At 68.2% G+C, this 24,701-nt stretch carries 20 protein-coding genes; 11 read left to right on the forward strand and 9 right to left on the reverse strand.

Annotated elements, in window-relative coordinates; translation table 11 throughout:
* Positions 1–96: 96 nt before the first annotated feature.
* From O7629_RS23720 to O7629_RS23730, 3 genes are all read left to right on the forward strand, one after another.
* Entirely contained in the window at positions 97–969 is an 873-nt protein-coding gene (locus O7629_RS23720) for a helix-turn-helix transcriptional regulator (RefSeq protein WP_278171870.1), read from the forward strand.
* Complete coding sequence (locus tag O7629_RS23725; protein WP_278171872.1) at positions 966–1,166, forward strand: DUF397 domain-containing protein; 201 nt, start codon at positions 966–968, stop codon at positions 1,164–1,166. Before O7629_RS23720 ends, O7629_RS23725 begins: the two co-directional genes overlap by 4 nt.
* Before the next feature lie 261 nt (positions 1,167–1,427).
* Positions 1,428–7,070, forward strand: coding sequence for a tetratricopeptide repeat protein (locus O7629_RS23730; protein WP_278171873.1), 5,643 nt, complete (start codon positions 1,428–1,430; stop codon positions 7,068–7,070).
* A gap of 167 nt (positions 7,071–7,237) precedes the next feature.
* Here the strand turns inward: O7629_RS23730 and O7629_RS23735 are convergent, their stop codons facing one another.
* Positions 7,238–7,786 carry a hypothetical protein gene (locus tag O7629_RS23735; protein ID WP_278171876.1) on the reverse strand — a complete coding sequence of 183 codons (549 nt, stop codon included), beginning with the start codon at positions 7,784–7,786 and terminating at the stop codon, positions 7,238–7,240.
* A 67-nt stretch (positions 7,787–7,853) separates the two neighbouring features.
* Between O7629_RS23735 and O7629_RS23740 the strand changes: the two genes are divergently transcribed.
* On the forward strand, positions 7,854–8,591 hold the full coding sequence (locus tag O7629_RS23740) for a VOC family protein (RefSeq protein ID WP_278171878.1): 738 nt from the start codon (positions 7,854–7,856) through the stop codon (positions 8,589–8,591).
* Between the two features lie 57 nt (positions 8,592–8,648).
* Positions 8,649–9,725: a DUF6183 family protein gene (locus O7629_RS23745; RefSeq protein WP_278171880.1), complete on the forward strand. Its 1,077-nt coding sequence runs from the start codon at positions 8,649–8,651 to the stop codon at positions 9,723–9,725.
* An 18-nt stretch (positions 9,726–9,743) separates the two neighbouring features.
* Here O7629_RS23745 and O7629_RS23750 read toward each other — a convergent pair whose 3' ends face one another.
* Positions 9,744–9,881, reverse strand: coding sequence for a hypothetical protein (locus O7629_RS23750; RefSeq protein ID WP_278171881.1), 138 nt, complete (start codon positions 9,879–9,881; stop codon positions 9,744–9,746).
* Between the two features lie 70 nt (positions 9,882–9,951).
* On the opposite strand from O7629_RS23750, the gene O7629_RS23755 reads away from it, so the two are divergent.
* From O7629_RS23755 to O7629_RS23765, 3 genes are all read left to right on the forward strand, one after another.
* Positions 9,952–10,866, forward strand: a complete 915-nt coding sequence (locus O7629_RS23755) for a barstar family protein (RefSeq protein ID WP_278171882.1) — start codon at positions 9,952–9,954, stop codon at positions 10,864–10,866.
* A gap of 127 nt (positions 10,867–10,993) precedes the next feature.
* Positions 10,994–11,350, forward strand: a complete 357-nt coding sequence (locus O7629_RS23760; RefSeq protein WP_278171884.1) for a barstar family protein — start codon at positions 10,994–10,996, stop codon at positions 11,348–11,350.
* Between the two features lie 76 nt (positions 11,351–11,426).
* Positions 11,427–11,909 (forward strand): hypothetical protein, encoded by a 483-nt coding sequence (locus tag O7629_RS23765; RefSeq protein WP_278171886.1) that lies wholly within the window; start codon positions 11,427–11,429, stop codon positions 11,907–11,909.
* A 64-nt stretch (positions 11,910–11,973) separates the two neighbouring features.
* Here the strand turns inward: O7629_RS23765 and O7629_RS23770 are convergent, their stop codons facing one another.
* Positions 11,974–12,108, reverse strand: coding sequence for a hypothetical protein (locus O7629_RS23770; protein WP_278171888.1), 135 nt, complete (start codon positions 12,106–12,108; stop codon positions 11,974–11,976).
* 34 nt (positions 12,109–12,142) lie between these two features.
* Here O7629_RS23770 and O7629_RS23775 point away from each other — a divergent pair, with 34 nt between their 5' ends.
* Entirely contained in the window at positions 12,143–12,880 is a 738-nt protein-coding gene (locus O7629_RS23775; protein ID WP_278171889.1) for a VOC family protein, read from the forward strand.
* Positions 12,881–13,125: 245 nt separating this feature from the next.
* Here O7629_RS23775 and O7629_RS23780 read toward each other — a convergent pair whose 3' ends face one another.
* From O7629_RS23780 to O7629_RS23790, 3 genes are read right to left on the reverse strand one after another with little or no spacing between them, the layout of a single operon-like run.
* A complete protein-coding gene (locus O7629_RS23780; RefSeq protein WP_278171891.1) occupies positions 13,126–13,854 on the reverse strand; it encodes a hypothetical protein in 729 nt (242 codons plus the stop codon).
* Positions 13,854–14,399, reverse strand: coding sequence for an RNA polymerase sigma factor (locus O7629_RS23785; protein ID WP_278171892.1), 546 nt, complete (start codon positions 14,397–14,399; stop codon positions 13,854–13,856). Before O7629_RS23785 ends, O7629_RS23780 begins: the two co-directional genes overlap by 1 nt.
* Positions 14,400–14,459: 60 nt before the next feature.
* Positions 14,460–15,404, reverse strand: a complete 945-nt coding sequence (locus O7629_RS23790) for an acyltransferase domain-containing protein (protein ID WP_278171894.1) — start codon at positions 15,402–15,404, stop codon at positions 14,460–14,462.
* A gap of 162 nt (positions 15,405–15,566) precedes the next feature.
* Between O7629_RS23790 and O7629_RS23795 the strand changes: the two genes are divergently transcribed.
* Positions 15,567–15,830 (forward strand): helix-turn-helix transcriptional regulator, encoded by a 264-nt coding sequence (locus O7629_RS23795; RefSeq protein ID WP_278171895.1) that lies wholly within the window; start codon positions 15,567–15,569, stop codon positions 15,828–15,830.
* 16 nt (positions 15,831–15,846) lie between these two features.
* On the opposite strand, the gene O7629_RS23800 is transcribed toward O7629_RS23795, so the two are convergent.
* Entirely contained in the window at positions 15,847–16,587 is a 741-nt protein-coding gene (locus O7629_RS23800; RefSeq protein ID WP_278171896.1) for a hypothetical protein, read from the reverse strand.
* 157 nt (positions 16,588–16,744) lie between these two features.
* Between O7629_RS23800 and O7629_RS23805 the strand changes: the two genes are divergently transcribed.
* Positions 16,745–19,138 carry a hypothetical protein gene (locus O7629_RS23805; protein WP_278171898.1) on the forward strand — a complete coding sequence of 798 codons (2,394 nt, stop codon included), beginning with the start codon at positions 16,745–16,747 and terminating at the stop codon, positions 19,136–19,138.
* 56 nt (positions 19,139–19,194) lie between these two features.
* Here O7629_RS23805 and O7629_RS23810 read toward each other — a convergent pair whose 3' ends face one another.
* On the reverse strand, positions 19,195–20,505 hold the full coding sequence (locus tag O7629_RS23810; protein WP_278171899.1) for a TIGR02679 family protein: 1,311 nt from the start codon (positions 20,503–20,505) through the stop codon (positions 19,195–19,197).
* The gene (locus O7629_RS23815) at positions 20,502–24,695 is read right to left on the reverse strand and encodes a TIGR02680 family protein (protein ID WP_278171901.1); all 4,194 of its coding nucleotides are present in this window, start codon (positions 24,693–24,695) and stop codon (positions 20,502–20,504) included. Before O7629_RS23815 ends, O7629_RS23810 begins: the two co-directional genes overlap by 4 nt.
* Positions 24,696–24,701: the final 6 nt, after the last annotated feature.

Genomic DNA, 24,701 nt, shown 5'->3' on the forward strand with positions numbered 1-24,701 from the left:
TTGGCATCAATAATGTGATCTTGCAACTCCCATCGACTCATAGATTCCTTTGCTCGGGACTCGCCAAACTCTGAACCGTGCTGCACACTGTCCTCTATGGCAGGAATCCCGAGCGTTCAGCGCCGTCGACTCGCAGCAGAGCTCCGCGCACGTCGCGAAGCCGCCGATCTGACCATCGACCAGGTCATCCAGAAGGTGAAGGTCGGCAAGTCGACGCTGTCGCGCGTCGAGAATGCGCAGGTGTCGGTGGCACCGAGGACCGTCACGAACCTGCTCCGGCTCTACGGTGTGTCAGACGAGGACGTCGAGGCGCTGACCCAGCTCGCCCGCGAGGCCCAGCAGTACAACTGGTGGCACGACTACTCCAACGCCATGGCACACGAACTCGCCGAGTACGTGGCGTTCGAGGACGAGGCGATCCAGCTTCGCGCCTACAACGTTCAGCTCGTCAACGGCTTGCTCCAGACTACGGACTACGCACGCGCCATCATCAGCGCCGAGTTCCCGGACGGCCCACCAGGGAAGATCGAGGAGCGGGTCGAGGTACGTATCGTTCGCCAGAAGATCCTGGACCGGCCGAACCCGCCCCGGATGTGGTTCGTCCTCGACGAGGCAGTCCTGCACCGGCCGGTCGGAGGCCCGCAGGTGATGGCAGCCCAGATGGAGCACCTGGCCACAATCGCGCAGCGGCCGTCGACCACCGTCCAAGTGCTGCCGTTCCGCCAGGGTGCCCACATGGGCATGGGCGTCTCCTTCACGATGCTCGACTTCAGCAACCATCCGACGGTCGTCTACCAGGAGAATCTGAGTGGCGCTCTGTACCTGGACAAGGACTACCATGTGGAGACGCACGGGCTGGCCTTCGACCACCTCCGTGCTACCGCGCTCTCACCCGCCGACTCGCTGGCCTTCCTGCGGATGAGGGCGGAGGCGATGCTGGCGCAGGGAGCAAGGGAGAGCCCCGAATGACCATCCCCCGTGGCCTGGATCAGGCAATCTGGCGCAAGAGCACCCGCAGCAACGGGCAGGGCATGTGCGTCGAGGTCGCCACCAACGTCCCCGCCACCGTCCTCGTACGCGACAGCAAGGACCCCGCCGGCCCGGCACTCACCTTCTCCCCCGCCGGCTGGACGTCCTTCCTCTCCACCCTCACCGACACCCACTGACTGGGCCGCGTGTGTAGCCCAGCTTCAGCACCGACGAGCACGCCGGGCACCAAGGCGGTTGTCATGCTGCTGGAGCGTCCTCCCCGCGGAATGACCCTGGGTAGCGCAGGCATTGCGGCAGCTGGGCGCTTGTTCGACACCCATGATCAGCAACACCAGCTTGTCCCTGTGTAGCGATTGGGGTCATGAGTCGCGCATCCGACAGCCGAGGCACTTCTCGTCGTGAATGATTGTTCACAAACGATGCGAGGTGGGGTGCCCGTGCTTGACGAGCCGATCGAGACTAAACCCGCAACTCAAGGATCAGTTGATACGAACGCTGGAGGATTTTTCCGCAGTCAGGGCAAGAACGAGCAAGTAGATGACTTGTTGCAGCGCATCGACGGGCTCCGAGTTGAGCGCCGATTCGCGGAGGCATTGCGCCTGTTAGAGGAAGCGCTGAAAGACTGGCAGGAGTCACCCCCGGCAGCGGCTGTCGCACGCGGCAGGCTACTGATCGCCCTATATCGGCCAGATGATGCAGCTGTAACACTTCACCGAGCGTACGATCTACACAAGGATGCCGATGTCGCTGCATGGCTAATCGCAAGCTTGAGCCTCTGTCGTCGCTACGGAGATGCCGGGAGGCTTGCTGTCGACGCATGCGAAGCATTCCCTCGCAGCGTTCTTGTCCGCGTTGCAGCTGGGCGCTTACTGGTCGACCAATACGAGTTCGGCAAAGCGTTGTCGTACTTCCAGGAGGCATACGCTCTCGATGCGGGCAATCCAGTCGGCCTGGTCTGGCTACTACACGGGCTGCGACGTCTGCGGAAATACGACGAAGCCGATACCTTGGCAACCACTAGCAAGCTAATCCACCAAAAGGCCCAAACTGAGTGGGTTAGAAGTCTACTCGACCGCCACCAATTCGAGCGCGTTCTGGCCGAGTTGCCTGTTCCGGAAGATGAATCCTTCGACGTTGCCGCATTGCAGGTTCGGGTCGAGGCACTCCGCTCCCTAAGGAAATTTGAGGAGGCCCATCTCCTTCTCAATAACATGATCGCGGGTAGCTCAGGCGACGCGAGGCCCTGGGTAGAACTGGGCCACCTCTATGACGACCTGTACGACTACGAATCCTCACTGGCCGCCTACGAACACGCCCTCACCATCGATCCCAACAACGCCACCGCACTAGAGTGGCGAATCACCGCACTACGCCGCCTACGCCGATTCACCCAAGCACACAACGCCGCCCAAGACGCCATCAACCGACGCCCCGACACACCAGACCTACACATCGAACTCGGCTACATCCACAACGACCAACACGACTACGAAGCCGCACTAACCGCCTACGAACACGCCCTCACCATCGACCCTCAACACGAATGGGCACTGACCTCGCGAATCACCGCACTACGCCGCCTACGGCGATTCACCCAAGCAACCAACGCCGCCCAAGACGCCATCAACCGACGCCCCGACACACCCCGCCTACACATCGAACTCGGCTACATCCACGACAACCAGCACGACTACGAAGCCGCACTAACCGCCTACGAACACGCCCTCACCATCGACCCTCAACACGAATGGGCACTGACCTCGCGAATCACCGCACTACGCCGCCTACGCCGATTCACCCAAGCACACAACGCCGCCCAAGACGCCATCAACCGACGCCCCGACACACCCCGCCTACACATCGCACTCGGCTACATCCACAACGACCAACACGACTACGAAGCCGCACTAACCGCCTACGAACACGCCCTCACCATCGACCCCAACAACGCCACCGCACTAGAGTGGCGAATCACCGCACTACGCCAGCTACGGCGATTCACCCAAGCACACAACGCCGCCCAAGACGCCATCAACCGACGCCCCGACACACCCCGCCTACACATCGCACTCGGCTACATCCACAACGACCAACACGACCACGAAGCCGCACTAACCGCCTACGAACACGCCCTCACCATCGACCCCAACAACACCACCGCACTGACCTGGAAAATCACCGCACTACGCCGCCTACGCCGATTCACCCAAGCACACAACGCCGCCCAAGACGCCATCAACCGACGCCCCGACACACCAGACCTACACATCGAACTCGGCTACATCCACAACGACCAACACGACCACGAAGCCGCACTAACCGCCTACGAACACGCCCTCACCATCGACCCTCAACACGAATGGGCACTGACCTCGCGAATCACCGCACTACGCCGCCTACGCCGATTCACCCAAGCACACAACGCCGCCCAAGACGCCATCAACCGACGCCCCGACACACCAGACCTACACATCGCACTCGGCATAATTCACGACGACCAACACGACTACGAAGCCGCACTAACCGCCTACGAACACGCCCTCACCATCGACCCCAACAACGCCACCGCACTAGAGTGGCGAATCACCGCACTACGCCAGCTACGGCGATTCACCCAAGCACACAACGCCGCCCAAGACGCCATCAACCGACGCCCCGACACACCAGACCTACACATCGAACTCGGCTACATCCACAACGACCAACACGACTACGAAGCCGCACTAACCGCCTACGAACACGCCCTCACCATCGACCCTCAACACGAATGGGCACTGACCTCGCGAATCACCGCACTACGCCGCCTACGCCGATTCACCCAAGCACACAACGCCGCCCAAGACGCCATCAACCGACGCCCCGACACACCAGACCTACACATCGAACTCGGCTACATCCACAACGACCAACACGACCACGAAGCCGCACTAACCGCCTACGAACACGCCCTCACCATCGACCCTCAACACGAATGGGCACTGACCTCGCGAATCACCGCACTACGCCGCCTACGCCGATTCACCCAAGCACACAACGCCGCCCAAGACGCCATCAACCGACGCCCCGACACACCAGACCTACACATCGAACTCGGCTACATCCACAACGACCAACACGACCACGAAGCCGCACTAACCGCCTACGAACACGCCCTCACCATCGACCCTCAACACGAATGGGCACTGACCTCGCGAATCACCGCACTACGCCGCCTACGCCGATTCACCCAAGCACACAACGCCGCCCAAGACGCCATCAACCGACGCCCCGACACACCAGACCTACACATCGCACTCGGCATAATTCACGACGACCAACACGACCACGAAGCCGCACTAACCGCCTACGAACACGCCCTCACCATCGACCCTCAACACGAATGGGCACTGACCTGGAAAATCGCCACGTTATGCCGCCTACGGCGATTCACCCAAGCACACAACGCCGCCCAAGACGCCATCAACCGACGCCCCGACACACCAGACCTACACATCGCACTCGGCATAATTCACGACGACCAACACGACTACGAAGCCGCACTAACCGCCTACGAACACGCCCTCACCATCGACCCTCAACACGAATGGGCACTGACCTCGCGAATCACCGCACTACGCCGCCTACGCCGATTCACCCAAGCACACAACGCCGCCCAAGACGCCATCAACCGACGCCCCGACACACCAGACCTACACATCGCACTCGGCTACATCCACAACAACCAGCACGACTACGAAGCCGCACTAACCGCCTACGAACACGCCCTCACCATCGACCCCAACAACGCCACCGCACTAGAGTGGCGAATCACCGCACTACGCCAGCTACGGCGATTCACCCAAGCACACAACGCCGCCCAAGACGCCATCAACCGACGCCCCGACACACCAGACCTACACATCGAACTCGGCTACATCCACAACGACCAGCACGACTACGAAGCCGCACTAACCGCCTACGAACACGCCCTCACCATCGACCCTCAACACGAATGGGCACTGACCTCGCGAATCACCGCACTACGCCGCCTACGGCGATTCACCCAAGCAACCAACGCCGCCCAAGACGCCATCAACCGACACTCCGACACACCAGAACTGCGGTTAGAATTGGCGAGCATCGCTGAAGGAAGGGGTGATTATCGAGGTGCCCTCGTCCGAGTGCAGGAGGCGCTGACGATCGATCCGTACGACGAGGATGCGTTGTCGGCACAGATCCGGATCAAGCGGTTGCTCCGCGATTTTGCCGGCGCTTTGGAGGCTGCGCAACAGGCCGCCAGAGTTAGGCCAGATAGCGTCGACACGCTCGTTGAACTGGGGCAAGTATATGCCGATCAGTACGATGACCAGCGTGCGCTTACCATCTTCGACCGAGCCGTTGCTATTGATCCCGGCCATACTCAGGCGGTCGAGTACCGCGTGACCGTTCTCCGCCGAATGCGGCGGTACTCGGATGCCGAGCAGTGCGTCCGTGAGGCACTGACCCTTCGACCCGCAGCTGAACTTCTACATGTATGCCTAGGGCGTGTTTTCGAGGATCGGCTCCAAACGCAGGACGCCCTCGCCTGCTATCGGGACGCTGGGCGTTACAACCCGCGTGAGCCACAAGTGATAGCCGGCCAGTCGGCAGCGCTGCGGACACTACGCAGCTATGCTGAGGCCGAGCGGTTAGTCGCACCCATGGCCCAGCAACAACCTTACCTTCGGGCGCTTGTCATGGAACTGGCGTGGATTCAGCACGACACCGATCGACTTTCGCAAGCACGAGCGTCATTCACAAGTTTGGAACGCTCAGCTGAGTCAGACCACGAACGCGCAGCCTCGATCACAGGTCTGGGATGGGTAGAGTTCGCCTGCGGCGACTACGTGGCCGCAGAGGAACACTTCAGTCGAGCGGTCGAACTGGTGCCGTATGACCGAGAATATCGACTAGCCAACGCATGGGCACTGGTGCGACAGGACAAACCCGCCCAGTGGAAGAGCGGCGAGGAGCTTTGTCTCGGCCTGCTCGACGAGCAGCAGGACGCCGCCGTATTGGTATGTCTCGGAGTTATCGACTACCGCCTCGGTCGGCTACCCGCCGCCGAATACCACCTCACGCAGGCGATTAGCATCGATCCACACAAGGGCAGCCATACCGACCTCGCAGCGCTTTACGCGCAGCTTGGCCGCTTCGACGAGGCAGATGAGCACCTCCGCACGGCGCTTTCGCAGGACCCGTCAAACATTTCGGCGCTGATCGAAATGGGACATCTACGCCTACTCGCCGATGAGGCCCACGAGGCAGTCCGGAACTTCCGTAGTGTCCTGCGGCTTGCGCCGTCGACGCAGGTCGCTGCCCTTGGGCTCGCCGAGGCCCTGACGAAGTTGGGGCAGACGCGCGACGCAGAAGACGTGTTGCGCGAAGCGCTCAGAACAGCAGCCAGGCCCTGGCGCCTGCACCTTGCCCTCGCCAGACTGCTTTTCCAACAAGCCGACACAACACACAGTGACGATATCTTCGCTGAAGCCTACGCGGAGGCCGTCAAGGCCATCCAGGATTCCCCGGCTGGTGAACCCGACCCTCATTACGTCGCCGCCATATGCAAAATGCGGCTGAGCGGGACAGCTCCAGCCGCCCTCAGTGACGCCCGATCCCGCCGTCACGCCCTTCGACACCTGCGCCGCTGCCTAAGTATCGACAACGGCCACGTAGACGCCCAGCGGCTCGCACTACTCCTCGAACGAGAGCGCCGCACCGCCCGCACAACTACGCTCGGCACCATAACCGTGGCCAGCGTCGCGATAATACTTCTCGCCGTCATGTGGACAGCGTTCTTCCTGTCCGACCGCGTAACCGACGTCATGATCACTACTATCACACCCATCCTTGTCGGCCTCGTCGCGATCGCCGTTCTTCTTCCCTCACTTATACGTCTGAAGCTTCCTGGACTCGAAGCAGATCTGCAGGCCGGATTGGGCCAAATTTCTTCCGGACCCACCGGCGAGGTAGCGATTCGACCCGGGAATCTAGCAATCAGCATCGGCCCCACCGGTCATACGTTGAACCGGCAACGCATCGACGAAAGGAAGCGCGTCTAAATCGTGGAATTGTCCAATGCTATGAAATCCCTGGTAGCAGCGCTGTCGTCTGCGGGCCGAGTCCCGGGCTCATGCACTGGGTTCACCGGCCCGGTTGCAACCTTTCGTGACTATCCTCTCAGGCCACCGCGCATCGACCATCATTCAGCATCGCAGGCCAACTGACGTTACAGCGACAGGCAGACGTCGTCGGGCAGGCGGCCCACGATGAGGGGCGGCGCGGCGGTTTCCGACCGGACGTAGCCGAGCAGGCAGGCGTGCCCGACCGGTACGGCGTACAGGATGGCCCCCGCCGGGGCAGGGTCGGTGAACCGGGCCGGCCGTACCGCCGGGTCGTTGAAGCCGGAAGCGACCAGCGCCTGCCGGACCGCGTCCGGTGTCGTGGCCGGGAGCCGACAGTGCTCCAACGGCCCGGGACAGTCTGCGCCGAGCTCGCGGACGAAGCCGTCCAGCAGCGTCTGCCGGCGGGGCTGTGCCGCTACCCGCTCGTCGTCCGTCAGCGGGGTACGCCGGCCGAGATCCTCGGCGATGCGATCGCAGTAGTCATCGACGCTGGACGCCACCTGCGCGCACACGAACTGCTCCACTGTTGCAGCCGGCCGACCGTCCGGCTCACTGGCTGACACGCTGGCCCGGATCAGCGGCACGGCGACCGCCGTGGCGCTGGCGGCCACGAACAGCACGACGATACGTAGCCCAATCCGGACAGCCCGCATGACCTCACCGTACCGCCGTCCAGCGATAGCTATCTGTCCTGCGTGAATGCCGTCTAGCATCGTCGGCGTGGCGACGCGGCTGGTGCAGATCAACATGAAGGCTCGCAACGACTCCGCGTTGGGTGGTTTCTGGGCGGCGGTCCTCGGCTGGGAAGTCTCCAGCGAGGGACCGGGCGTGACCAACCTCGAACCCGAGGGTTTCGTCTACCCCGATCCCGTCGCCGTCTGCATCGACCTCGTCATGTCTGCCGAACCCAAGATGGTGAAGAACCGCGTACACCTCGACCTGGCCACCACCTCGGCGGCCCATCAGGCGGAGCTGGTCGCACGACTGACGCAGCTCGGCGCGACCCCCGTCGACATCGGCCGGGGCGACACGCCGTGGACCGTCCTGGCCGACCCGGAAGGCAACGAGTTCTGCGTGCTGGAGCCCCGGCCGATCTACCTGGACACCGGGCCGATCGCCACGGTCGTGGTCGACTGCGCCGACCCGCGAGCCATGGCCCGCTTCTGGAGCGAGGCCACGGACTGGACCCTGCACGAGGTGACCGACGACACCGCGAGGCTGCGCTCCGCCGCCGGCGTCGGCCCGTACCTGGAGTTCGTCCGTACGCCGGACGCGAAGGTCGGGTGGAACCGCGTCCACCTCGACGTTCGCCCGTACCCGGATGACGACCTGGACGCCGAAGCGGCCAGGCTGCGGGCGCTCGGCGCCACCCCCGTCGACCTCGGCCGAAGCGACATCCCGTGGAAGGTCTTCACCGACCCGGAAGGCAACGAATTCTGCCTTCTCACCCCAGGCTGATCACGCCGCCGATCGCCCGTCCGGTGCAGCGGATGATCGCTGGTTAGAGTCCTCGGCGTGGATGACGATCCCCGGAGCATCGTGGCTGGCCTCGCCGAGCTGGGCGACGTGACGGCAGTCCTGGCGCTCGCCGAGAAGCGTCTCCGGGCCGACGACGCGAGCTTCGTCGCGGACCTCGGCATCGCGGTGTGGCGCAGGTACGGGGGCGATACGACTGCCCCGTGGCAGTACCGCAGCGTGTTCGATCGGACGCTGCGGCTGCTGGCGCTGACACCGGGGGCGATCGACCAGGCCGTACGGTTGATCTCCGTCGTGCAGGACCGCCACCAGGTCCGGTACGCCGCGTCGCTGCTCGCTTCGGCCCACAACATCGCCGACCTGGGCGTCGTATTCGATGCGGACGGGTCGGAGGAGTTGCGGGCCTGCCTGCTGCAGGAACTGGTGTTGCGTGGTGCCGATGTGCATCACCCGTGGGCTGTCTCGCCGCACTGGCGCCATCACCCGCTCGGCTGGCTGCCGTTGTCGTTGACTCCGATCGAAGGGCACCCCAGCCGTCCCCGGTACCACATCGGAGGGGAAAGCCAGGACCTACCAGCCATGGCAGCGGAGCCTGTTCACGGGCATGGCGCTGTTCCTCGTTGGCAGGAGACGACCGCTTCCGACGAGGCGGTCTCGCTGAGCGCGGCGGTCGACAACTGGGCCGAGGAATCCAACGGCCGTATCGAGGCACGGACGTTCGCGTTCGACGACGACCTCCCGCCGGACGCCGTCGGCGATGCGCTGCTGAGCATCGATCTGGAGTGCACCCAGGGCATGACGACTGGGCTCGGCACATACTCGCCGCCGCAGGCGTGGCGGCAGTTGTTCTCAGCGGCGTCGACCGGCGGCGCGTACAACCGTGGCGAGTTCGGAGCGTACGGACGGTTGCTGGCGTGGCGGTCGGTTGCGGCGCTGGTCGGCGCTCCGCATGGAGCACCGGTCGGTGACGTCGAGGCGCTGGCGCGTCACTGCTCGTGGTACTCGTTCGCCGGCTCCACCGCGTGGTTCGACCGTATCGCCTGGGATATCGGCCTGGCGGTGGTCTCACCGGACCGGCGGCGACTGGCGGTACTGGCTGCCAGCGACACCGACTGATCCACCGACGAGCGCCAATCAGCCCACGTTGAGCCGGTCCAGGATGTGGTGCTGGTCGATAGTCAGAGCCGGGTTGGCTGCGGAGGCATCAACCGGTTTGGGATCGTCGAGAAGCGCGGTGATCCGCGCTGCTGGCAGGCGAGGGCTGCTCGCCATCGCCTGCCGCACCGTAGCAACGGGGTCGTCGGCGAAGCGGTCGAGCCCATCGGTAGGAAGTTCGACAGAGATGCGCTACGTGTTCGCGGCGTTACGCAGAAGGGCTCACTCCATGTTTCGTGGCGGCGGAAAGCCTGGTGAACTGCTGCGGCTCTGGCACGATACGCTCCCGCCTCATTGGCTGCTGGTCGACGACGACGAAGACGATCCGGGCAAGACCATCGCCGCCTGCGTCGACATCGACGGGCTGTTCGACGACAGCGGGCCAGCCTCCCTGGCGACGGCCCGGCCGGCAGTACTCATCGGATGCCAGCCCATGCCACCGCTAGAGCGTGCGCTGGACGCGCTGGCTCGCGGGATCGGCAACCCTGGTGGGGCGGCGTGGCGTCGCCGAATCCGTGCCTCCATCGCCAGCGTGGCAGACGACGGCAGCGCGACCCACGTGCCGGGAGCCTACGTCCATGGGTCGGTGGCGGCAGTCCGTCCGTCTGCGCTGGGCGACGGACTGATCGATGTAACCCTCGACACCCCCATCACCGACCCAGTGCCCGGCGGGGCACGCCAAATCTGGGCACTTTGGCGCTCCGGCCGACCGACCGAACGCGGTCACTGGGTACGCTACGACCGCCCTCTCCGTCACCAGTGGACCGTGACGACGTTTGCCCACCACCGGTACGACGCCGCTGACAAGCCAGCCGGCACCACCTACGAACTCGACGGGCGGAACGTCACCGACGTCGAAGGGTTCTACTGCGCTCTCGGTGAGGCAATCAACGGGCCGGGCGGCTACTTCGGCTCGAACGCCGACGCACTCCACGACTGCGCGCGAGGTGGCTGGGGAGCCGCAGTGCCGTTCAAGCTGGTCTGGCGGCATTCGGCTGTGGCTCAGGAGCGCCTGAGCCCGCCCACCCCAGCCGGCGACCCGGATTTCGGGCAGCTCCTGCACTGGCTCACCGAGGATGGGATCGACGTCCATGTGCGCTGAATTGCACAGCGGCAGAATGCGGCTCCGCCTCGGCGATTCACTCGTGGTCTGCCAGCGTGAATCCCCAGTGGAGTTGGCCGCAGTGCTTCCGACGTCCGGCAGATTCGTGGTGGCCCGCCTTGACGGCATGAGGCTCACCGATGCCAACCAGGTCTTTTACGACTTCTCGGATGCCTTGTTCTTCCCCAGCTACTTCGGCTGGAACTGGGACGCGCTGTCCGACTGTCTGAGAGATCTGCACTGGCTGTCGGCGGACGGCTACCTGGTGATCGTCGACAACGCGCACCAGCTGCTGCCGGACAGCGCCCTGGACCAGCGCACACTCTTCCGCATCCTCGCCCAGGCAGTTCGCCACTGGTCCGGCGCGGGCGGCCCACCGGAGGGGACGGTCGTCCCATTCACCGTGCTGCTGCTCTGTGACCACGACGACGAGGCAGTACAGCTGCGGCAGGCCGTCGACCAGGCACTTCACGAGACGCGCTGACGACCCCGGCGGTAGGCCATGATTGGCGTCCATGGACACCGGCGATCCGTACACCACCGTCACCGAGCCGACGTCCGTGGCACGGTTCCTGATCGACCCAGGCACAGACACCGTTCACACTGTGGCCTCCGTCGACGCGTTCGTCGACCTTCCCGACGGCTCCACCTGGTCGTTGACGATCGTGACCGTCGATGAGGTCGGCCGCCTGTTGGCGCGGTGGAGGAAAACAGGGGAGGTCGCGAATGGCAGCTACTTCTGGGCAGTCGACCAGCTCATCGTGCCTGAGCCGGGCGTACCAGCGATGACCGCGGCGATCCGGGAGTTGGTGCGCAGCGGAGACATCACCAGCGCTGGCGCGCGATGCGAGGACGAGTCGTTCGTTGTCCCCGGTAACGGCATCGCCATAGGCGAGATGATCCCGCTCCGTCGGCACCGGGTGGTGACCCGTGAGCAGTTCGCGGGCGGGTCAGGGCACGCACCGGCGATGGACGCGGCGCGGTTCCGTACCGATGCAGACAGCGCCGAGGACGGTAACCTACGGGACCCTCATGAAGCCTGAGGCACGGCCGACTCTCGACACCACCGCTCCTCCCTACCCGGTGGCACCGCTTCAGGTGTAGGGATCACTCAGGGCGATAGGCGCCGCCGTACGGTACGGCGACCGCTGTTGCGCTGGCGACCACGAACAGCACGGCGATGGGTAGCCCAACCCGGACAGCCCGCATGACCTCACCGTACCGCCGTCCAGCAACAGCCATCTGTCCAGCGTGAATGCCGTCTAGCATCGTCAGCGTGGCGACGCGGCTGGTGCAGATCAACATGAAGGCTCGCAACGACTCCGCGTTGGGTGGTTTTTGGGCGGCGGTCCTCGGCTGGGAAGTCTCCAGCGAGGGACCGGGCGTGACCAACCTCGAACCCGAGGGTTTCGTCTACCCCGACCCCGTCGCCGTCTGCGTCGACCTGGTCGTCTCCCCCGAACCCAAGACGGTGAAGAACCGCGTACACCTCGACCTCGCCACCACCTCGGCAGCCCATCAGGCAGAACTGGTGGCGAGGCTGAAGGAGCTCGGCGCGGCCCCCGTCGACATCGGCCAAAGTGACGTGCCGTGGACCGTCCTGGCCGACCCTGAAGGCAACGAGTTCTGCGTACTGGAGCCCCGGCCGATCTACCTCGACACCGGGCCGATCGCCGCGGTCGTGGCCGACTGCGCCGACCCGCAAGCCATGGCCCGCTTCTGGAGCAGGGCCATGGACTGGACCCTGTACGAGGTGACCACCAGCACCGCGAGGCTGCGCTCCGCCGCCGGCGTCGGCCCGTACCTGGAGTTCGTCCGTACGCCGGGCGCGAAAGTCGGCTGGAACCGCGTCCACCTCGACGTTCGCCCGTACCCGGATGACGACCTGGAAGCCGAAGCGGCCAGGCTGCGGACCCTCGGTGCCACTCCCGTCGACCTCGGCCGAAGCGACATCCCGTGGAAGGTCTTCACCGACCCCGAAGGCAACGAATTCTGCCTCCTCACCCCAGGCTGACCCCGCCGTGGCCTACCGGCCCGCACCGCTGGCGATCGAACCGCAGGGGTTGAAGGATGGAACACGCCTTCCGGCGCCGCGCCGATATCGCGGGCGTGCCGCTGGCTCTCCTCGGCCCGTGACGGGCGTTGCCCACGCGTCCGCACGCCCGAAACTGGCCATCGAGGTGACGCTGACACACGTTAAAAAGCGAGAATTACGTGTGTCAGCGTCACCTCGATGTGGACTCGCGTGGACTCGCCTGCTCACTCGGCCGGCTGCGGCCACACGATCCTCGTCGGGTGCGGGCCGGGCCCGGTGTAGCGCGTTCTGCCCAGCGTGCCGGACAGGGTGCAGGAGGTGGAGTCGGCCGGCGCGAGGTACATCATCGTGTAGAAGAACTGTGTCTGCGTGTCGGCGTACGTCGAGATGACCAGGACGCTTCCTTCGGGGAACAGCTCCGGCTGCATCGCGTAGCCGTCGGTGGAGACCGGTTCGCCCTCGGGGCCGAGTTGGTTGAGCGCCTCACTCGTGTAGCCCCGATCAGCGACACCGGGGCAGAAGCGCTCCGGCAGCCCGGCGCGTACCTCGGTTGGTACGCCGGCCTGGCGCAAGTCGGCGGCAAGACCAGCTGGATCATTAAGCCGGTCCCATTCCACGATCAGCTCCACTGACCCGTCGGAATTCGTGGTGACCGCGTACGCGGGAGTGGCCCCGCCGGGACCGTCGAGCCAGACCGTCGACGCCGCGAGGGCCACCGCCACCGCTGCGGCGGCAACCCCGCCGAGCATGAGCCGCCGGTGCCGCACGCGACGAACAGCGGTGGGCTGTCGCCGTACCGCTGGCATGCCGGACGGTTGCGCGGCGTCGGCCTGCGGTTGCGATTGCGGCTGAGCGAGGATGCCGGCCAGCATCGCCGTGGCCTGGAACGATTCGGCGTCCACCCGCCAGTCGGCGACCGGATCCGCATCGCGCATCAGTCGGTCGGTCTCCATCATGATCCTCCTTCGTGAGCCAGCGGAGAAAGCGCGGCGTCCGCCGGCCTCCGGGTCGGGGCCGGTTCCAACGCGGCCGCCAGCCGCCGCCGAGCCCGAAACAACCGCACCTTGTACGCCGTACGACTGCAGCCCATGACGGTGGCGGCGGCGGTGGCGTCAAGTCCTTCCCAGGCGGCCAGCCGCAGCGCCTCCCGGTCGGCTTCGGACAGTTGTTCCAGCGCGTGCCGGACCCGTACCTGGTCGATCACGGCATCGGCGTGGTCGGCCGTGACCGTCTCCGTGACCGCGCCCAGCCGGGTCGTCAGCCTCGCCTGCCGGTCCCGGCCCCGGATCTCGTTGCCGATCAGGTGCCGGGTCGTCGCGTACAGCCACGGCAGCGGTTCGCTGACCGGCACGTCCGGCAGGCGTCGCCAGGCAACGAGAAACGCCTCGCTGACGACGTCGGGCGCGCGTTCCCGACCGACCCGGCGGGCCGCGTACCGCATCACCGCGCCGTAATGTCGCCGGAACAGCTCCGCGAATCTTGTCCGGTCGTCTTCCATACCCGGTCTGTTTCCGCCTCGGCCGTCGCGGTTACCGAACCGGGCGGAAAGCAGGCGTGGCTAGATCGGGAAGCGGCCGCGGCGCCACTGCCAGTGACGGCCGGCCGTCAGGTGGTCGACGACCGCGCGTTGCAGCACGGTACGGCGCGGTAGCGCGTCGAGCGGCGTGCTCAGGGTGCGGAACACGAACCGCAGCACCTCGACGTCGGCGTCCAGCCCGTCCGGTTCCTGGTACGGCTCCAGCTCGAACCGACGCTGGAACCGGACGATGTTCGAGTCCGGTTCCAGATACTCCCGCAGTTGCGGGTCGAGCAGCCACGACCCGCAGGCGAACGCCGCGTACCGCTCATCGGGGAAATGCCGGGGGAAGAACGCGCGTGCCGCGTCGAGTGACGCGCTGACCGCCTCTGGGGTCAGCGGCCCCGCGTCGGGGATGTGCAGTTCGATGGCGCTGTCGCTGCGGTGGTGCTGCAGTCGGCCCAGCTCGTAGAGGCTGCCGCGGACGTGCAGGGTCAGCCAGGCCTGCATGACCGACCAGCCCTCGCCACGCATCCGCCGGTCGATGGCGAGGTTGCGGCCCAGGTCCGCGAGGGTCGTCCAGGACACGTCGGCGGGAATGCCGTGTTCGCGGTGGTACGCCCGGACGACGTCGACCAGAGCCAGGTACGCGTACACGTAGAGGTGCCGCCAGGCGGGTCCCCGGTCGCGGGGCAACTCCGGGCCGGGCACCAGCCAGCCGTAGCCGCCGAGGTCGGCCCGGACCAGGGCGATCGTACGGTCGAGCAGCCAGCGCAGCTCCGGAGTCCACAGCGGTGAGTCAGGGTCGGGCCAGCCGGCCATGATCTCGGCGGCGTCGTCCGGCCGCACCGCGAGCCGGTCCAGGATCGCGGGTGCGTCGGCCCTGGCCGGCAGCGGAACCGACGGCCGGTCTCCGGCGAGCCGGTGCACCCGCTCGACGTCCGCGACAGGCACCCCGAGCCGGGCGGCGGTCTCGTCCAGGTTCACCCGGACGACGCTACCGCCGCGGCCACCAGCGTCCGCGCCGGAGCCCGGCCCCACCGACGTCGAACCGCACGTACGTGCGGAATAGGCTTTGCGGCCGCTCCGGAGAGCCTTAAACTGACCCTAGGCCGCACGATCGTGCGGTTTTGCTGAGGTGAGTGAAGGATGCGACGAGCCGAACCTGTGGAGAGCAGCCGGGAGCGCGACGAATTCGCCAACGCCATCCGCCAGCGTCGGCGCGCACTCGGGTTGCGCCAGGACGAGCTGGCCGATCTCGCCGGAGTCTCCGAACGGTTCGTCTACGCCCTGGAGAACGGCAAACGGACCGTACAGCTCGACAAGGTGCTTGCCGTGGTATCGACCCTCGGCCTGCATCTGGAGCTGCGCCGTGGCGCGGGCCGCGAGATCACCACAGGGGAAGAACGGTGACGCCCCGATGACCGCCTCAACGCTCGACCCACAGCTCGATCTCGTTCACGAGCCAGCTGCGGCGTCCCACCACGGCACCCACCGCCGCCAGCAACGCCGCCAGCTGCGCCAGGGCGGCCACTGCGACGGCGACCTGTTCGACGCCCGACAGCGTCCGATCGCGTTCCACCAGCTGCACCCACTGGCCGGGCACCACAGAGACCTCGATGCGCTGCCCCTGCTCCAGCTGGCCATGCGGCCAGCGGTACAGCCACCCCGGCTCCTGCTCCTCAGCTCCTGCCACCGCCACCCGGTACACGCATGACCCGGGCTCGGGCGGACACCGCACCTCGACGACGACGGCTTCGGCCGGCCGGCCGAACATCAGGTGCATCAGCATCGCTGAGGGCGAAGACAGAGCCGCCGCCGTGACCAGTCCGCAGGCGCACACCACCGCCGCCATGGGGAAGTTCTCTTTGAGCAGCCCAACGGCGAAGATCGTGGGTAGTAGCAGGGCGACCGCCACAAGGGCGGAGGTCATCGGCGCGGCACTGGCCGACGACATGAAGAGTGCGGCCACCACCGTGATCAGCAACCAGACGGTCAGCGCGGCCCACGCCGACCAGGCCATCACGGCCCGGCGTCTGTCGTCCTCGTGTCGCAGCTCGCGAAGCCCTCGTCTGATCTCGCGCATCCACGCTCGCCGCTCCCGGCGATCCTTGCGCCGGTCGGCGCCGAAGACCGACTGAGCAAGCCGACGACTCCACCAGCCGTACATGGCACCACAGTAGGAACGGCCCGCCACGTCTCTCGCCAGCCCGTCAGGCAGCTCGTGCACTGAGGACGGAAACTGGCCGCAGCTTGTCGCACCCATCCACTACCATCACCGCAGCAATTGATCACTATGGGTCGATTCTTCGATCGGAGGCAGTGCATTGCCCAACTTCCACGGGGGCCGGGTGCTCGCCGGGCTGCTGGCGGCGGCGGTAGGGACCGCCGGCACGCTGGTGGCGACCGCGCAGCCGGCATCGGCCGGCATCTTCGAGTACATCCGTCCGGTACAGATCAGCTACACCGACTCCGCCGAGCCGACCACCGCCTTCCCGGTCACGAGCGGGGCGTTCCCGGTCGGTGCCTGGCGCGACGATGCCGGCGACAAGCACACCGCCCGGGCCTACCTGACCTTCGACCTCACCCGCCATCAGGGCAAGCAGGTCATCGAAGCGACCGGCGACACCGGCGAGACCACCGTGACGGACTGCGCGCAGCCGCGACGCGTCGAGCTGTGGCGCACTGTGACACCGGCCGAACCTCCCACCTGGCACGACGCGCCCCGGACGCAGGGGAAGATCGCCGACGTCGGCGCGTCGACGTCGACCTGTCCGGCACCCCGGCTCGAGGTGGACCTGCAAGCCGCCCTCCAGCAGGCGATCGACGAGGGTCTGACCGAGGTCACCTTCATGCTCCGGGTCGGCGGCAAGCGCGAGTTCAAGCCAAAGTACGGCCGGCAGATGAAGAGCCTCGGCATCTCGCTGCACACCAACGCCGCACCGGACGTGCCGAGCGACCTGCGGGTCAGTGGCCTGCCGTGCACGAACGACGAGGTGTTCATCGGCACCAGCACGCCGACGTTGTACGCCTCCGTCACCGATCCCGACGTCGATGAGGTGTTCGTGGGCGACTCGGTCGCCGCGACGTTCGCCTGGTGGCCGGTCGACCAGCCGACAGAGCGGACCGAGTGGACGTCGTCGGAAAGGAACGCACCTGCGGCCTTCCAGCGCACCGTGCCGGCCGGGTCGATGGTCGACGGTGGCCGGTATGCCCTCGCCGTGCGGGCAGCGGACCGGTGGGCCGGCTCCGACTGGTCGGCACCGTGTCTGTTCGCCGTCGACACGGTCCGCCCGCCGGCGCCGACGGTCACCTCCACCGACTACCCGAGCGACTCGGGCGTGGGCAGCGGCGGCCCGGGCATCCCCGGCCGATTCACGTTCTCGGCGAACGGTGCCGACGATGTCGTGGGCTACCGCTACGGGCCGACCTCGGCCACGACCTACGTCGCGGCGGATCAGCTCGGCGGCGACGTAACGATCGAGTACACGCCGACCCGGTACGGCTTCAACCGGCTGTACGTGACAAGCGTCGACCGGACCGGCAACCGCTCGGCACAGACGATCTACGAATTCTTCGTACGCGACACCGCTCCGCTGGTGGCGGACGGCAACCCGGACGGCTGGCTCGGCGACCCCCGGGAGTTCACGTTCACGCCGCAGATGGATCAGGTGGTCGAGTACACGTACTGGCTCAACAACGGCGACCCGCAGACCGTGCCGGCGGGCGCCGACGGCAGCGCGACGGTGACCGTGCTGCCCATCGCCGGCTCGAACACACTTCATGTGATCAGTCGGACCGCCGACGGGCTGCCGTCCGGGGACGCGAACCGGGCCTTCCACCTGGCCACCTCGCCGATCGTCACCTCTGAACAGTTCCCGTTCGACGGGTCACCCGGCGCGCCTGCCGGCACCGAAGGGGTGTTCCTGTTCCAGCCCCGGATGTATGACGTCGTCGAGTACGTCTACACGATCAACGGCGGAGATCCACAGACTGTCGCCGCCGCCGCCGACGGGTCCGCCGAGCTGCGGTACACCGCCCGCGACGCGGGGTACCACACGATCCAGGTGCACAGCCGCACCGATGCGGGGGTCGAGTCGGAGTCAGTGGGGTACGCGTTCTATCCGGCGTCGGTGGCCCCCACGGTCGAGTCGGACGACTACCCGGCGGGCACGCTCAGTGGCGGTCCCGGGGTAGCTGGCGACTTCACGTTCCGGCCGCACCCTGACTTCGGACAGGTCGACGGCTACCTGTACACGTTCGGCCACGAGCCGGAGCGCTTCGTCGCGGCGGGCGGCGACGGGGTGGCCACGGTCGAGTGGACCCCGGACGTCGCCGGCAACGTCGACGGCGGCTGGGTTCAGCTGCAGGTACGGTCGCGTTCCGCTGCCGGAGTCGTCTCGGACGCCCGCTGGTACTCGTTCCGGGTCGATCTGATGAGTCCCACCGTCGAATCGGACGACTTCCTCTGGTGGGGCGGTGGCACGGTCGGTACGCCCGGCGAGTTCCGGTTCACCGCCGTGCTGGCCGGCTCGGTGGAGTTCGTCTACTCCTTCGACGGTGGCCCCGAGCAGACCCTGCCGGTCGGACCGGACGGCACCGCCGTCCTGGAGTGGACGCCGGAGTCGCCCGGCGAGCAGACATTGATGGTGCGCAGCCGTACTGCAGACGGGTTGGAATCCGGTCCCACCAGCTACCCGCTCTGGATCGCCGCGTCCTGACGCCCAGGGTGATGCCGGTTCCCGGCCGCCGCCGACCTGCTCGGTGGCGGCCGGCGTCACCGCTGACCGGACAGGTCAGCGAGGAGGGTGTCGAGGACCAGTTCCTCCTCGACCCGCGTACCGTGCCGGCTCATCGCAGCGGTCAGCTCGGCGTCCCAGCCGGCGTCGACCGGCTGGCCGGTCAGCGTCCCCGACACGGCGCCCACCACGGCCGCGCCCGTCACGGCCGCGCGGTACGCGGCGGCGTCGTAGCGCCACGGCTGCCACGGCACCCGGGCCCGCAGCAGGTTGGCGATCCGTACCCCGCCCCAGTCGAAGTCGCCGTGGTAGCGCAACCGGGCACCGCTGGCGGCGAGGCCGGTCAGCAGCCGCAGCGCCGCCGTGCTCGGCTGACCGTTGACGCAGACCAGCGGCGGACAAGCCGGACCGAGCAGGTCGGCCGCCGCGGCCAGTACGGTCGGGTTCTCGCAGACGTGGACGGTGCCGGCCGGGAAAGTCGACCGCTCCCGGCCGAGTTGACGCAGGGTCAGCACGAGCGGCTCACCGGCCGTCGCGGCCGGCGCGGTCAGGGCGTACAGCTGACTGCCCGGACTCGCCACCACGTTGAGCGTCAGCACGGTCGACGACAGTTCGTCGACGAGGACGCCGACGCTGTCCCACAGCGCCCGCCGCCGCTGCGCCGGAGACGTCGGTTCGTCGTCGCCGGGCCACCAGACGGCCCGCACCGCCGACAGCACCAGGGTGGCTAGTGGACGGTCGGCGTCGAGGGCGTGCGCGTCGCCGGTGGTGTGCGCGGCGAGCCGGGCCAGCGGGGTCCCGTCGGCGGGCAACGCCGCCAGCACCGAGACCAGGTGCTCGACGAGCCGGGCCGCCGCGTCCGGCGTACCGGACAGTCGGCGTGCCAGCGCGACCGTGCCGCGATCGCCGCACCAGTCGGCCAGGTGCGGCGCACGGCGGCCGAGCCGGTCCAACGGTGCCAGCACGGTACGCCAGGCGGCGTCGGCGGCGGCGCGGACCTCGGCGGTCACCGGCACCGGCCCGACGAGGGTCTCGACGGCGGCGGCCAGCCCGTCCGGGTGCAGGCCGCTGCGGCGCACCACCTGGTCGAGGTCGTCGAGGTTGACCGTCAGCGAGGTGCCCCGGCCGGGTGGCCGTCCCAGCAGCCGTTGCACCGCCAGCCGCTCGGCCGGCGTCGGCTGGCTCAGCGAGATGGTGCCGGTCAGCGGCCGGCCCTGGGCCATCCGCTGACGGACCCGCTGCACGACCCGTTCGGTGTCCGCCCCGCCCAGCTGACGGCGTAGCCGATCAAGATCCGGCCCAACCACATCGAGATCCGCCCCGGCCACCCCGCCGTCCACCTCGGTCACTCGGCGGACCACAGCGCGGGCTGCTCAGCGCCGTCAGGTCCGGCCGGATCCGGTTCGCTGTCCGGGCGGGTCGGCCGCTGCTGCGGCACCGCCAGCTCGACCCGACGCATCCGGTGCCGTTCCCGCCCGTCCCACCGCCACGGAGTGACCAGGACGGCGTCGATGCCGTCGTGCCGGGCCAGCTGCGCGATGCCCAGTCCGGGCACCTGCGGATAGCAGCCCCACTCCCGTTCGCTGGTCATCACCACGTCCAGGTCGAAGGTGGCGAGCAGCCCGAGGCACTTGGCCCGGGAGTCGTCGTCGACCCCGGCGAACGCCTCGTCGAGGGCGATCAGCCGCGGCGCGTGGGCATTGCCCGCCGAACCGTAGTACGAGGACGCGGCGGCGAACAGCGGGATGCTGGCGGCCAGCACCCGCTCACCACCGGACGCCGGACCGGTGGCCGGCCGCCACTGCCCGTCCTGGTGGCGTTGGATCGCGAACTCGTGCCAGGCCCGGTAGTCAAGCGCCCGGGTGAGCTGCTCGTGCCAGGTGGCCGCCTCGTCACGCAGCCGTTCCCGACCGATCTGCTCCTGCAGGAACGCGCCGATCGCCCGACGGTCGGCGTCGTTCCAGACGTCGGTGCTCTGCCGCAGCTGCCGGGCGCGCAGCTCGGCCAGGCCCGGCGGGGCGTCGCGGGTGGGCCGCCACAGCAGCCGCAGCCGCATGCCGGTGGAGGTGGGCCGCTCCTCCAACTCGCCGTTCATCGTCGCCACCTGCTGCTCGGCGCCGGCGACCAGCTCCTGCAACGCCCCGGCGACCTCGTTGACCAGGTGGGTCTCCAGCACCTCCCGCTCGTGGGCGGAGAGCACCCGCTGCCGTTCGTCGATCTCGGTGACCAGGGCGGCGGACAGGTCCGCGACGGACCGGTTGTGCCCCTGGAACACCACCTCCACGATCATGGTGTCCTCGCGGACGGCGGGCAGCACCTGGTGTCCGTGCCGGGACAGGCTGTCGGTGAGAACCTTCATGTCCAGGCTGACCTGGTGCTGGATGCGTTCCCAGGGGCGGTCGCCGTCGTCGACGTCGGCGAGCAGCCGGTCGACGCCGCGCGCCACGGCCACCGCCGGGGTCGTCGCCCACGGCTGTCGGGTGTCCGGGAGCTCCTGCTCGGGGCAGGCCAGGGCGATCAGGCCGGTGTCGGCGAAGGCCCGCAGCACCTCGACGGCGGCGTCCCGGGTGGCGGTGGCCTCCGCCAGGTCGCCGGTCAGCCGGTCCCGTCGCCCGTCAGCGTCGCCCCGGGCACCCCATGCGTCGCGTTCGCGCTGCCGGGTGTCGCGGCTTTCCCGCTGGCACTCCTGTTCGGCGTCGGCCACCTCGCGGAGCTGGCGTTCCAGCTCGGCGACGGTCGCGCCGGCAGTCGCGTCCAACGTCTCGAACTCCACCCGGGCCAACCGGGCCGCCTCTGCCGTCTCGGCCGCCTCGATCGCGGCCGGTTCGAGCTGCTCCTGCTTCTCCTCGTACGTGCGGGACGCCTCGGCGCGGCGGCGCGTCGCGTCGCGTACCCCGGTCAGGGTGGGCCACCAGGCGGCCAGCCTCACCTGGTAGTCCTGCAGCCCGTCGCGGACCTCGGCCAGCCCGTCGGCGTCGTGGGGCAGGCCCACGTCGTCGGCGAACTCGGTCGCCTCGGCCAGCGCCGTCTGCGCCGCCGAGACCGCCGTACGGTGTCGCGTCGCTGCCTCGTCACGCCGGCCGGCGGTGTCCCGGCGCAGCTGGTGGGCGCCCCGGACCAGGGTGTGCGCCTCGCGCAGTGCCTGGTCGGATGGGAGGTTTTCGGTCTCGTGGCCGACCGCCCGCCGACGTTCGTCCAGTGTGGTGCGCTGCTCGGCGAGGTCGGCCGACACGGCGGCGAGTTCGTCGGCCTCGGCGCGCAGCGCGGCAATCCGGGCCCGGCGGGCCGCTTCCCGGGCGCCGTCGCCGATGTGTTCCGCGTCCGGTTTGGTCCACCGCCCGGTGACGACGCCGATGCCGAAGCCGCCGTCGGGGTCGACCCAGGTCGCCGCGCCGGACTCCGCGCCGAGGCCGATCGCGGCGAGGACGGCGGCGACGGTCGGCCCGGTCAGCGCGGCGGCGTGCGGGTCGGCGTCGTCGATCACCGGACGCAGCAGCGTCCCGAGGTTCGTCGCCACCTCGTCGGTGGGTCGCAGCAGCGCGTCGCCGCTGTCCGGGTGGCGGACCGTGCCGTCCGGGTCGATCCACGCGTCGAGCACCCCGGCGGCTTCCAGCGCAGCCTCGACGCCGGCGCGCACCTGCGGTGGCACGCCCTCGACGAAGTCGACGACCCGCCACAGTGGTGCGCCGGGCCGGTCGAGGCGTAGCTGCGGGGACCGGGTGTGCGGTGCCGGCGGCGGCTGGTGCGCCCCGTCGGTCAGCCGACGCAGCTCGGCGTCGATCTCCCCGACCCGGTCGGCGACCCGCCGCTGCTCGGCCTCCACCGCCGCGTCGGCCCGGGCGATCGCCTCGGCGGCCGCCCGGCTGGCGGCGGTCACCTCCCGGGCGGCCGGGTTGTCCCCGTCCAGGGTGCTCACCCAGGAGTCGAGCCGGCCGAGCACCGCCTCCGGGTCGGCGATCGACAGCTCGACCAGCCCGGTCAGGTACTCCCCGGTCCGCCGTACCAGGGTTTCGCCCTGTTCGGCGGCGGCGGTCTCGGCGTCGGTGACCGCTTCGTCGGCCGCCGCCACCTCGGCGTCCAGCCGGTCGACCTCCTCCCGGGCGCGGTCGGCCCGGGTCCGGGCCGACTCGGCGGCCGCGCGGAGCCGATCGAGGGTACGCAGCGCGGCCCGCCGGTCCTGGACCAGCTGGTCGGCGGCCCGACGCGCCTCGTCGAGCCCATGGGTGGAGTCGTCCGGCAGGGCGGCGAGGACCCGGTCACGGTGCCGGTCGGCGATCCCCGCCGCAGCTGCACCGTCCGCCACCCTGGCACGGGCCGCGGCCTCGTCCCGCTGGGCCGACTGAAGCTCCTGCGCCGTCTGCTCGGCGGTACGCCGGGCCTGCGCCGCCTCCGCCTCGACGTCACGCAGACGTTTGGCCTGCTGGCCGGCGAACGTCGCCCGCTGATCGGCCGCCTCCCGCAGCCGAGTCAGATGCTCGGCGGTACGCGCCTCGGGGCTCTCCGCGAGTGCCCGTCGGCGCGCCTGCAGCTCGGTGGCGCGCGCGTCCAGATCGGCCAGTCTGACCTCAGCCTGGCGTACCGCCAGGTCGGCCTGCTCGTGCGCCCGCTGCGCGTCGCCCAGCTCGCGGCCCAGCTGCTCGTACCGGCTGTGCTGCTGCCGCAGCACCGCGGCCTTGCGTTTCGTCGCGATCCGCGCGTACTGCCGGTAGCGGGTGAGGAAGTCGTCGGCGGCCTTCTTCGTCTCGCGCAGCTCGGTCAGCGTCTCCCGCTCGTCGTCGAGGCCCCGGAACGCCTCGGCGACCTGCGCGATCAGGTTCTCGTCCAGCGGCGGCAGCGCGTCGCCGAGCGCCCGGGACAGGGTCTTCTCGTCCGGGCGCTTGGACAGCTGCGGCTGCCGCAGCTTGATCAGCAGGGACACCAGCGCGTCGTACCGGTCCCCCAGGCCGAACAGCGCCTCGTCGACCGCCCGCCGGTAGTCGACGGCCCGGTCGTAGAGCATCCCCGCCGGGCCGATCGCGTCCCGCAGCCGGTCCCGGGTCGCCGCCGTACCGGTGGGGGTGAGCAACTGCAGATCGGCGCCGACCCGTTGGCTGGTGACGAAGTACCAGTGCCGGGCGATGCCGCGCCCGGCGACCGCTTTCAGTCCGCAGCCGATGGTCAGGTAGCGGGCGGTGCCGTCGGCGTCGCGGTGGCCGAACTCCAGCCAGGTGTAGCCGGTCCGCTCCGGGTGCGGGTGCCGGCCGCCGAGCAGCAGGTTCCACTCCATCCGCTTGTGCGGATCCCCGTCGGGCTCCACTCGGTACGGTGCCAGCTCACCGTCCAACAGGAACGGTACGGTCAACGCGAGGACCTTCGACTTGCCGGTGCCGTTGTTGCCCCGCAGCAGCAGGCTGCCGCGGTGGAAGTGGAACTCCTCCTGGTCGTAGTAGAAGATGTCCACCAGCCCGGCCCGCAGCGGCTGCCACCGTTCCCGGTCCGGCACCGGCAGCTCCCGGTCCGACATGGACGTCGGTGCGGCGGTGGTGGCTGCGGCGGTCACGGTGAT

This window comes from Solwaraspora sp. WMMD792, assembly GCF_029626105.1.
GTDB lineage: Bacteria > Actinomycetota > Actinomycetes > Mycobacteriales > Micromonosporaceae > Micromonospora_E.